The 10,380-nt window shown below is 71.0% G+C and carries 9 protein-coding genes and 1 riboswitch; of the genes, 7 read left to right on the top strand and 2 right to left on the bottom strand.

Annotation, left to right across the window (positions count from 1 at the left end; translation table 11 throughout):
* Positions 1 to 18 precede the first annotated feature (18 nt).
* From hpaD to AC3B5L_RS04915, 5 genes are all read left to right on the top strand, one after another.
* The gene (gene hpaD / locus AC3B5L_RS04935; RefSeq protein WP_490096241.1) at positions 19 to 1,185 is read left to right on the top strand and encodes a 3,4-dihydroxyphenylacetate 2,3-dioxygenase; all 1,167 of its coding nucleotides are present in this window, start codon (positions 19 to 21) and stop codon (positions 1,183 to 1,185) included.
* A gap of 9 nt (positions 1,186 to 1,194) precedes the next feature.
* A complete protein-coding gene (locus tag AC3B5L_RS04930) occupies positions 1,195 to 1,980 on the top strand; it encodes a fumarylacetoacetate hydrolase family protein (protein ID WP_259951969.1) in 786 nt (261 codons plus the stop codon).
* The gene (locus tag AC3B5L_RS04925; RefSeq protein WP_366236396.1) at positions 1,965 to 2,768 is read left to right on the top strand and encodes an HpcH/HpaI aldolase family protein; all 804 of its coding nucleotides are present in this window, start codon (positions 1,965 to 1,967) and stop codon (positions 2,766 to 2,768) included. Before AC3B5L_RS04930 ends, AC3B5L_RS04925 begins: the two co-directional genes overlap by 16 nt.
* An 81-nt stretch (positions 2,769 to 2,849) precedes the next feature.
* Complete coding sequence (locus AC3B5L_RS04920) at positions 2,850 to 4,094, top strand: MFS transporter (RefSeq protein WP_259951967.1); 1,245 nt, start codon at positions 2,850 to 2,852, stop codon at positions 4,092 to 4,094.
* A gap of 22 nt (positions 4,095 to 4,116) precedes the next feature.
* Positions 4,117 to 4,839 (top strand): DUF6882 domain-containing protein, encoded by a 723-nt coding sequence (locus AC3B5L_RS04915; protein ID WP_259951966.1) that lies wholly within the window; start codon positions 4,117 to 4,119, stop codon positions 4,837 to 4,839.
* 80 nt (positions 4,840 to 4,919) lie between these two features.
* On the opposite strand, the gene AC3B5L_RS04910 is transcribed toward AC3B5L_RS04915, so the two are convergent.
* Positions 4,920 to 5,798, bottom strand: coding sequence for a bifunctional methylenetetrahydrofolate dehydrogenase/methenyltetrahydrofolate cyclohydrolase (locus AC3B5L_RS04910; RefSeq protein WP_259951964.1), 879 nt, complete (start codon positions 5,796 to 5,798; stop codon positions 4,920 to 4,922).
* Positions 5,795 to 7,069, bottom strand: a complete 1,275-nt coding sequence (glyA, locus tag AC3B5L_RS04905) for a serine hydroxymethyltransferase (protein WP_025103803.1) — start codon at positions 7,067 to 7,069, stop codon at positions 5,795 to 5,797. The genes AC3B5L_RS04910 and glyA overlap by 4 nt, the downstream gene beginning before the upstream one ends.
* A gap of 38 nt (positions 7,070 to 7,107) precedes the next feature.
* A riboswitch (ZMP/ZTP riboswitch) is annotated at positions 7,108 to 7,192 on the bottom strand.
* Between the two features lie 117 nt (positions 7,193 to 7,309).
* Here glyA and AC3B5L_RS04900 point away from each other — a divergent pair.
* Together AC3B5L_RS04900 and AC3B5L_RS04895 are read left to right on the top strand one after the other, a co-directional pair.
* Positions 7,310 to 8,821 (top strand): beta-N-acetylhexosaminidase, encoded by a 1,512-nt coding sequence (locus tag AC3B5L_RS04900; RefSeq protein WP_259951956.1) that lies wholly within the window; start codon positions 7,310 to 7,312, stop codon positions 8,819 to 8,821.
* On the top strand, positions 8,818 to 9,990 hold the full coding sequence (locus AC3B5L_RS04895) for an N-acetylglucosamine-6-phosphate deacetylase (protein WP_259951954.1): 1,173 nt from the start codon (positions 8,818 to 8,820) through the stop codon (positions 9,988 to 9,990). Before AC3B5L_RS04900 ends, AC3B5L_RS04895 begins: the two co-directional genes overlap by 4 nt.
* The last annotated feature ends 390 nt before the right edge of the window (positions 9,991 to 10,380 follow it).

Genomic DNA, 10,380 nt, shown 5'->3' with positions numbered 1-10,380 from the left:
ACAAGCAAGGACGCTGACATGACCGACAAGACCGCCAAGACCCTCACCTCCTCCGGCTACTACGTGAGCCAGGAAGCACCGATCCAGAGCGACAACCCCGTCGCGACGCCGAAGAGCACCCCGCCGGACATCCTGCGGTGCGCGTACATGGAGCTCGTCGTGACCGACCTGGCCGCCTCGCGCCAGTTCTACGTCGACATCCTGGGCCTGTACGTGACCGCGGAGGACGACGAGGCGATCTACCTGCGCTCGACCGAGGAGTTCATCCACCACAACCTCGTGCTGCGTCAGGGGCCGATCGCCGCGGTCGCCGCGTTCTCGTACCGGGTGCGCGCCGCGGAGGACCTCGACCGCGCCGTGGAGTTCTACACGGAGCTCGGCTGCGACGTCCGTCGGCAGGAGATCGGCTTCGTGAAGGGCATCGGCGACTCCGTGCGCGTCGTCGACCCGCTCGGCTTCCCGTACGAGTTCTTCTACGCCACCGAGCACGTCGAGCGCCTGTCCTGGCGATACGACCTGCACACCCCCGGTGAGCTCGTGCGCCTGGATCACTTCAACCAGGTCACCCCTGACGTGCCGCGCGCGGTACGCCACTACCAGGACCTCGGCTTCCGCGTGACCGAGGACATCCAGGACGACGAGGGCACCGTGTACGCCGCGTGGATGCGCCGCAAGCCCACCGTGCACGACACCGCCGCGACCGGCGGCGACGGTCCGCGCATGCACCACGTCGCCTTCGCGACGCACGAGAAGCACAACATCCTCGCCATCTGCGACAAGCTCGGGGCGCTGCGCCGCTCCGACGCCATCGAGCGCGGCCCCGGCCGGCACGGCGTCTCCAACGCGTTCTACCTCTATCTGCGCGACCCCGATGGCCACCGCGTGGAGATCTACACGCAGGACTACTACACCGGTGACCCCGACAACCCTGTCGTCACCTGGGACGTGCACGACAACCAGCGCCGTGACTGGTGGGGTACCCCCGTCGTCCCCTCCTGGTACACCGACGCCTCGCTCGTGCTCGACCTCGACGGCAACCCGCAGCCGGTGATCGCCCGCACGGACTCCAGCGAGATGGCCGTGACGATCGGCGCCGACGGCTTCTCCTACACCCGCGCGGACGAGGGCGAGACCTCGATGCCCGAGTACAAGCAGGGCGAGTACAAGCTCGGCCACCAGCTTTAGGGGTCACGGATGCTGTCTGAGGAGACGATCGCGCAGATCGCGGCGGAGCTCGCCGAGGCCGACCGCACCCACGGGGTGATCCCGCGCATCACCGCGCGATACCCCGAGGCGACCGTGGAGGACTCGTACGCCATCCAGGGCGTGTGGCGGGACTCGCAGGTCGCGGCCGGACGTCGGCTCGTGGGCCGCAAGATCGGTCTGACGTCGAAGGCCATGCAGCAGGCGACGGGGATCACCGAACCCGACTACGGCGTCATGTTCGACGACACCGTATACGAGTCAGGCGCGGAGATCCCCACCGATCACTTCTCCAACGTCCGCATCGAGGTCGAGCTCGCCTTCGTGCTCAAGGAGCCCCTGGAGGGCCCCGACTGCACGCTGGACGACGCCCTCGCCGCGATCGACTACGCCGTGCCGGCCCTCGAGGTGCTGAACTCGCACATCGAGCTCGAGGGCCGCACGATCGTCGACACCATCAGCGACAACGCCGCCTACGGGGCGATGGTGCTGGGGACGGTGCGCAAGCGCCCGGACGAGATCGACCTGCGGTGGGTCCCCGGCGTGCTCTCCCGCAACGGGGAGATCGAGGAGACCGGTGTCGCCGCAGGTGTGCTCGGCCACCCCGCCACCGGAGTCGCCTGGCTCGCGAACAAGTTCCATCAGCACGGCGCGCGTCTGGAGGCGGGCGAGATCATCCTGGCAGGATCGTTCACACGCCCGATGTGGGTGTCGCGCGGCGACGAGGTGCTGTGCGACTACGGACCGATGGGGACCATCACATGCCGCTTCGTCTAGATCCGTCCTTCCGTGAGCAGCTCGCCGCGTCCGACCGCCCCTTCGTCGGCATGTGGGTGTGCTCCGGCAGCCCGCTGCTCGCCGAGGTCGCCGCGGGGTCCGGGCTGGACTGGCTGCTCATCGACATGGAGCACTCGGCGAACACGCTCGAGTCCGTGCTGACCCAGCTCCAGGCGGTCGCGGCCTATCCGGTCACCCCGCTCGTCCGGGTGCCCTTCAACGATGCGGTCGCGATCAAGCAGGTGCTCGACCTCGGCGCGCAGAACCTCATCGTGCCGATGGTGTCGTCCGCCGACGAGGCCAGGGCCGCCGTGGCCGCGACGCGGTATCCCCCCGAGGGCGTCCGCGGGGTCGGCAGCGCCCTGGCCCGCAGCGCTCGCTGGAACCGCGTCGACCGGTACCTGCAGGAGTCCGCGCAGCACGTGTCGCTGACGGTGCAGATCGAGACGGCCGCGGGGGTCGAGGCCGCCGCCGACATCGCCGCGGTGGACGGAGTGGACGCGGTGTTCGTCGGCCCCTCCGACCTGTCCGCGTCGATGGGCCTGCTCGGACAGCAGACGCATCCGGACGTGGTCGCCGCCGTCGAGTCGGTGTTCGCCGCGGTCCGCGCCGCAGGGAAGCCGATGGGCGTGAACGCCTTCGACCCCTCCGCCGCCGACGCGTATCTCGCGGCGGGCGCGGACTTCGTGGCCGTCGGCGCCGACGTCGCCCTCCTCGCCCGTGCCTCCGAGGCCCTCGCCGCCCGCTTCCTCCCCCGCTCCGACGCCCCCGGCCGCCCCAGCTACTGACTTCGAGTCGCGCACCTGGCTCCATCCGCGGCCGGAATGGGGCCATTTGCGCGATTCGAAGCGGCCGGGAAGGATGAGCCGGTGCACAGACTGGCGGCGATGCAGGACCGCAACTTCCGGTGGTTCTTCCTCGCGCGCGCCCTGACGCTCGTCACCGGCTCGATGTCGGCCATCGCCCTGGCGTTCGCAGTGCTCGAGATCGACAACGACGCCCGCTCGCTCTCGATCGTGCTCGCGGCCTTCACGATCAGCAACATCGTGTTCGTCCTGTTCGGAGGGGTCGTCGCCGACCGCCTCCCCCGCGCCCTCATCATCCAGTCCTGCTACGTCGTGGACATCCTGTCGGTCGGGGCGATGGCCGCTCTGCTGTTCACCGGCACGGCTACGGTCCCGCTCCTCGCGGTGCTGTCCGCGATCAACGGCGCCTCGTCCGCGTTCGTGCTCCCGGCGATGCAGGGCATCATCCCGCAGCTGACCACTCCCGCGCACCTCCAGCAGGCGAACGCGATGCTGTCGTTCGTCCGCTCGGCGGTCACGATCGGCGGGCCGGTCATCGCGGGCGTCCTGGTCGCGACCGCGGGACCCGCGTGGGCCATGGTCGTCCAGGCGGCCGGCTGGCTGCTCGCGATCCCGGTCCTCGCCCTCGTGAAGCTCCCGCCGCCTGCGGCCTCCGGCGGCACCACGATGTTCCACGACCTCCGGGTGGGCTGGCGCGAGTTCTGGAGCCGCTCCTGGCTGTGGACGATCGTGCTGGCCTTCATGATCATGAACGCGATCCACGTCGGAGCCTGGGGCGTCGTCGGCCCCTACATCGCGAAGAACGACGATCGCCTCGGCATCTCCGGCTGGGGGTGGGTCGTGAGCGCGGAGGGCGCGGGGGTCCTGGTGATGACCCTGTTGCTGATGTGGTTCCCGCTCCGCCGCCCCCTGCGCTACGGGATGATCGGGATGGCGGTGTTCGCCCTGCCGCTCACCCTCCTCGGCGTGCACCCGGCCGTGGTGCTGCTCGCGATGGCCGCGTTCGTGGCCGGGGCCGGGGCCGAGGTCTTCGCGACCGGCTGGAACCTCGCGATGATGGAGAACATCCCCGGCGAGAAGCTCTCGCGGGTCGCGAGCTACGACATGCTCGGCAGCTTCGTCGTGATGCCCATCGGCACGCTCGTGTACGGCTGGCTGGTGACGCACGCGGAACCGGCCACCGTGCTCACCACCTCCGCCGTCCTCTACGCCGCGATCGCCCTGGTGACGCTGCTCGTCCCCGCGGTGTGGCGGATGGGGCGCCCCGCGGCGGCCGTCACGGAGCGCGCGGGAGTGGCGGATTCATAGCAATCCCGGCGAGACTGTGAGCATGACCTTCCCCCCGCTGCAGCCCCTCGCCGACCGTGCCGCTCTCTTCACCGCGCTCCGCCAGGACGCCCTCTCCGCGGCCGCCGACGCACTCGGCGAGCACCGGTGGGACGCCGATCTCGCTGCGGGGACCCTGACCTTCACCGCGAACGCCGACCCGACCCGGCAGCTCGTGACCCGCGCGCACCTCATCGCCACGATCGCCCCCGGTCCGCGCTCGCTGCTGTGGGCGTGGGCGCACCCGCAGGGCGACCCCCAGGGCGTCGCGGCACAGCTCCGCGCCTACGGCGAGCAGCACGGGATCGCCGAGCTCACCACCCCCGAGGTCCCGTTCCCCGCCGATGCCTCGGGCGACGCGGACTGGATCGCCCGCGCGGCGCACACGATCGGCGGCGTCGCGGTCGAGCTCACCGGACGCTCCCCGTACTACTCGGCACCCGTCGACGGCGGCACCCGCGCGGTGTTCCTGCTCGACGCGCCGCTGGCCCCGCTCACGGTCGCCGACACGGTGGTGGCCCTCCCCCGCACCCTCGCGCAGACGCCCCTACCCGACGCCCGCACGGCCGTCTGGGACCTCGCCCGCCTCGCCGGGTGGACCCTCACCTGGACGGACGAGTCGTTCTCCGGCGCCACGGTGACGGATGCCTCGGGCACCGCGACGATCCGCTTCGACGAGCAGGCCCGGATCAGCGGCGTGCAGAGTTCGCTGCACGGCCAGGTCTGAGTCCGCAGAAACGCACGAACGCCGCAGGGATCACCGGGATCCCTGCGGCGTTCGCGTGAATCTGCGACGCGGCGCGGAGGTCAGACCGTCCGCTCGGCCGCCTCGACGACGTTGGTCATGAGCAGGGCGACGGTCATCGGCCCCACCCCTCCCGGATTCGGCGACAGGTACCCGGCGACGTCGGCGACCTCGGGAGCGACGTCGCCGAAGACGACGTTCTTCCCGGTCCCCGGGTCCGTCTCCCGGGTCACGCCGACGTCCAGCACCGCGGCGCCGGGCTTGACGTCCTCGGCGCGGATGAGGTGCTTGACCCCCGCGGCCGCGACGATCACGTCGGCCTCCCGCAGGTAGCGCGGCATGTCGACCGTGCCGGTGTGCGTCAGCGTGACCGTGGCGTTGAGGTCGCGACGGGTCAGCAGCAGCCCGATCGAGCGCCCGATCGTGACACCGCGACCGACGACCACGACGTGCTTGCCCTTGAGGTCGTAGTCGTTGCGCAGCAGCAGCTCGATGACCCCGCGCGGGGTGCACGGCAGCGGCGTGTGGATCGGCGCGTTGACATTGAGGACGAGGCGTCCGAGGTTGGTCGGGTGCAGCCCGTCCGCGTCCTTCGCCGGATCGATCCGCTCCAGGATCGCGTCGGTGTCGAGGTGCTTCGGCAGCGGCAGCTGCACGATGTACCCGTGGCAGGCGGGATCGGCGTTGAGCTCGTCGATCAGCGCCTCGACGTCGGCCTGTGTGGCGTCGGCCGGCAGCTCGCGCTGGATCGAGTTCATCCCGATCGCCTCGGACTGCCGGTGCTTCATGCCCACGTAGAGCTGCGAGGCGGGGTCGGCCCCCACCAGCACCGTGGCGATGCCGGGGGTGACGCCCTTCTCCTTCAGCGCCGCGACCCGCTCCGTCAGCTCGGCACGGATGTCGGCCGCCGCCGCCTTGCCGTCGAGGACGACCGCGGTCACTGCTGCAGGTCCGGGTAGAGCGGGAAGGCCGCGGCGAGCGCGTCCACGCGGGCACGGAGCGCCTCGATGTCGGCACCGGGGAGCAGCGCGAGGGCGATGATGTCGGCCACCTCCGTGAACTCGGCGTCGCCGAAACCGCGGGTCGCGAGCGCGGGCGTGCCGATGCGGAGGCCCGAGGTCACCATCGGCGGACGCGGGTCGTTCGGCACGGCGTTGCGGTTCACGGTGATGTGGATGTCGTGCAGGAGGTCCTCCGCCTGCTTGCCGTCGATCTCGGCGTCGCGGAGGTCGACGAGCACGAGGTGCACGTCCGTCCCGCCCGAGCGCACCGCGATGCCGGCGTCCTTCACGTCCTGCTGCGACAGGCGCTCGGCGATGAGCTTCGCCCCGCGCAGCACGCGCTCCTGGCGCTCCTTGAACTCCGGCGTGCCGGCGAGCTTGAAGGCGGTCGCCTTCGCCGCGATCACGTGCATGAGCGGACCGCCCTGCTGACCGGGGAAGACCGCGGTGTTGATCTTCTTGGCGAGGTCGGCGTCGTTGGTGAGGATGAAGCCCGAGCGGGGGCCGCCGATGGTCTTGTGCACGGTGGAGGACACGACGTGCGCGTGCGGCACCGGGTTGGGGTGCAGGCCGGCGGCGACGAGGCCGGCGAAGTGCGCCATGTCGACCCAGAGGATCGCGCCCACCTCGTCGGCGATGGCGCGGAACGCGGCGAAGTCCATCGTGCGCGGGTAGGCGGACCACCCGGCGATGATGACCTTGGGCTTGTGCTCGATGGCGAGGCGGCGGACCTCGTCCATGTCGATCGTCGAGGTCTCGGCGTCGACCCCGTAGGCCACGATGTCGTACAGGCGGCCGGAGAAGTTGATCTTCATGCCGTGCGTGAGGTGGCCGCCCTGGTCGAGTGAGAGGCCGAGCAGGGTGTCGCCGGGGCGGGCGATCGCGTGCAGGACCGCGGCGTTCGCCGAGGCACCGGAGTGCGGCTGGACGTTCGCGAACTCGGCGCCGAACAGGCTCTTGGCGCGGGAGATGGCGAGCTCCTCCGCGACGTCGACCTCCTCGCAGCCGCCGTAGTAGCGACGGCCGGGGTAGCCCTCGGCGTACTTGTTGGTGAGCACGGAGCCCTGCGACTGCAGGACCGAGACGGGGACGAAGTTCTCCGAGGCGATCATCTCGAGGAAGGTCTGCTGGCGCTTCAACTCGCGATCGAGGACCTCGGCGATCTCCGGGTCGACTTCGGACAGCGGGGCGTTGAAGTAACGGTCGGTCATGACGTGCTCCTTTTGACGACGGATTCGAAAAGGGTGTTCCTATCGGCCCAGGCGCGCGGTCGAATTCCGTGGTCAGTCGCTCCCCGGTGGTTGTCCACCCAGACGCCAGTCGCGACGGTTACGAGCATAGCCGATGCGCGACGCCGCGCACGCGGTCGTTTCGGGCGTCGTGCCCGCCGCTTGCAGAATCGTTTCGATCGCCCTGTTCCCTTGCGGCGTTCCGGCGGCTAGGTTTTGTTCATGGTCCTACCTCTTGATCTGCCCCTCGTCCCTGCACCGGTGTCCGCGAAGGCCCGCGACGGACGCCTGCCGCTGTCCGCGACGACGCGTGTGCTCGGCTCCTCCCCCGCCGCCGGACAGCTGATCGACGCCGTCGCACGCCGCACCGGCCTCACCCTCACCGCGGCGGACTCCGGCCCCGCCGAGATCGAGTTGTTCGTCGATCCGGCATCCTCCGCGCCGGAGGGCTACACGCTCGAGATCGGCGACCGCGCCATCCTCATCGGCGCCGATGAGGCGGGGCTCTTCTACGGGGTCCAGACGCTGCTGCAGCTGCTGCGTGAGGACGACGCCGGCTGGGCGCTGCTCCGTGCCGACATCGCGGACGCCCCGCGCTTCGCCCGCCGCGGCGTCATGCTCGACGTGGCCCGGCATTTCTTCGGCGTCGACGACGTGAAGAGATTCATCGACAGCACCACCGCGCTGAAGTTCAACCACCTGCACCTGCACCTGACGGACGACCAGGGCTGGCGCGTGCACATCGACTCCTGGCCGCTGCTCACCGAGCGGGCGGCCACCACCGCGGCCGACGGCGCCCCCGGTGGCTTCTACACCAAGGACGGCTACCGCGAGATCGTGGCGTACGCGGCCGCACGCCACATGATCGTGATCCCCGAGGTCGACCTCCCCGGGCACACCCACGCGATCGGCGTGGCCTACCCCGAGCTGGTCGAGGCCCCTGTCCTGAACGACGCACTGGTGGCCCAGTCCGAGCAGCTCGGCCAGCCGCTCCCGGTGGCCGGAGAGCCCTATCTGGGCTGGGGCGTCGGGCACTCCAGCGTGCGCATCCACGAGGAGGAGACGTATCGATTCGTCCGCGACGTCGTCCGCGAGCTCGCCGAGATGACCCCGGGGCCGTACATCCACATCGGCGGCGACGAGTCCCTCGGCACGCCACAGGCCGACTTCGACCTCTTCGCGGAGCGCGCGACGGCGATCGTCGTCGAGGAGGGCAAGACCCCTGTGGCCTGGCACGAGATGGGCTCGGCTGCGGGCATCGCCTCCGGCACGGTCGGCCAGTACTGGGGTATGACGACGCCGACCGGAACGCACGCCGAGGAGGCCGCGCACTTCGTCGAGCGCGGCGGCGCCCTCATCATGTCGGCGGCGGATGCGACCTACCTCGACATGAAATACACCGCCGACTTCCCGCTGGGTCTCACCTGGGCCGCGATCATCGACGTCCGTCGCGCCTACGAGTGGGAGCCGACCGCTGTCCTCGACGTGCCCGACGAGGCGATCCTGGGAATCGAGGCGCCGCTGTGGTCCGAGACCACCCGCACGCTCGACGAGGTGGAGCAGCTCGTGTTCCCCCGTGCCGCCGCGCAGGCCGAGATCGCCTGGTCGCCGCGCGAGGGCGTCGGCCGCACGTGGGAGTCCTTCCGCGACCGACTCGGTGCGCTCGCACCGCTGTGGAAGGCTGAGGGGGTCGATTTCCACCCCGCCCCCGAGATCCCCTGGAGCGCCCGTTGAAGACCCTCTCCTCCGCGACCGGTTCCCTCGTCATCCACTCCGTCCGCCTCGTCGATCGCGGGGAGATCGCCGAGGACGCGTGGGTGCGCATCGAGGACGGCGTCGTCGTCGCGCGCGGCACGGGCACGGACTGGGAGCCCGCGACCGAGGTGGTGGACGGGACGGAGGTGGCAGGCCCCGGCGCGCTGCTCACGCCGGGCTTCGTGGACATCCACGGTCACGGTGGAGCGGGCGCCGCGTACGACGACGGGGTGGACGCGATCCGGACGGGGCGGAACCTGCACCGCGAGCACGGCACCACCAGGGCGGTCATCTCGCTCGTCACCGGCACGATCGACGACCTGGCCCGCAGCGTCGCCCTGATCGCCGCCCTGACCAGGACCGACGGGGACGTGCTCGGCTCGCACCTCGAGGGCCCGTTCCTCGACCCCGGTCACCATGGGGCCCATGAGCCCACGCTGCTCCGGCACCCCGTCGCGGCCGATGTGGCCCGGCTGCTGGAGGCCGGAGAAGGCACGGTCCGCCAGGTCACCATCGCTCCGGAGCTCCCGGGCGGGATCGACGCCGTCCGTCAGATCGTCGCGGCCGGCGCCGCCGCCGCCGTGGGTCACACCGACGCCGATGCCGCCATGGCCGTCGCGGCCTTCGAGGCCGGCGCCTCGCTGCTGACCCACGCGTTCAACGCGATGCCCGGCATCCACCACCGCGCTCCCGGCCCGGTGCTCGCCGCGGCCGCCGACCACCGGGTGATCCTGGAGGCCATCGCCGACGACGTCCACCTCGACCCCCACGTCGTCAAGCTCGTGTTCGACGCGGCCCCGCACCGCGTGGCGCTCATCACCGATGCGATGGCGGCCGCAGGAAGCGCCGACGGCAGATACGACCTCGGTGCGGTGAAGGTGACCGTCGAGAACGGCGTGGCCCGCGCCGACGACACCGGCTCGATCGCCGGCTCCACCCTGACCCAGGACGTCGCGCTGCAGCGGGCCGTGGCAGCGGGCGTCGATCTGCCGGAGGTCGTGCGTGCGCTGACCGAGACGCCGGCGCGGGCGATCGGGCGCGACGCCCACCTCGGCGCACTGCGTCCCGGCCTGCTCGGCGATGCCGTGCTGCTGGACGCGGAGCTGCGCGTCGCGCGGGTCTGGACAGGACCGGCGCTGCCCGCCTAGGAAGACAGCGCTCCGCGCGACGCGCAGCGCTGCGGTCTCCGGTCGATCGGACGAGATGGCGGCGCCGAATTCCCCAGATCGACGTCGCGCTTCTCGCGAGGTGGGAGTGGAGGGCCGCCGTTCTCCCCAGATCGGCGGCCCTTTCCCTCCCGTTCGAGCGGGCGGGGCCGGGAGCTCCTCCCCCGAGGATCCCGACCCGCCCACTGGTGCAGTACCCCCCGCACCAGCGCCGGAACTCCGCCCCCCGGTGGAGTCCATTTCGGCTGTCTCTACGGGATGAGACGAGGGCCGGCCCGGTTCATTACGCGGTTCTCGGAAAAAAGTTCAGAAAGTTCTCGCCGGGCATCACCGCCGGGGCGCGGAGGGGTCCCCGAGCATCTGCTCCGAGTC

The organism is Microbacterium sp. C-MGS6, assembly GCF_058140415.1.
Note: the sequence above shows the minus strand (reverse complement) of the source record. Positions and strands in the feature narration are given on the sequence as shown.

What these genes read in the sequence shown, in the direction of transcription:
- hpaD (WP_490096241.1), top strand. Translation starts at nt 19, where the DNA reads ATGACCGACAAGACCGCCAAGACCCTCACCTCCTCCGGCTACTACGTG.
- AC3B5L_RS04930 (WP_259951969.1), top strand. Translation starts at nt 1,195, where the DNA reads ATGCTGTCTGAGGAGACGATCGCGCAGATCGCGGCGGAGCTCGCCGAG.
- AC3B5L_RS04925 (WP_366236396.1), top strand. Translation starts at nt 1,965, where the DNA reads ATGCCGCTTCGTCTAGATCCGTCCTTCCGTGAGCAGCTCGCCGCGTCC.
- AC3B5L_RS04915 (WP_259951966.1), top strand. Translation starts at nt 4,117, where the DNA reads ATGACCTTCCCCCCGCTGCAGCCCCTCGCCGACCGTGCCGCTCTCTTC.
- glyA (WP_025103803.1), bottom strand. Translation starts at nt 7,069, where the DNA reads ATGACCGACCGTTACTTCAACGCCCCGCTGTCCGAAGTCGACCCGGAG.
- AC3B5L_RS04900 (WP_259951956.1), top strand. Translation starts at nt 7,310, where the DNA reads ATGGTCCTACCTCTTGATCTGCCCCTCGTCCCTGCACCGGTGTCCGCG.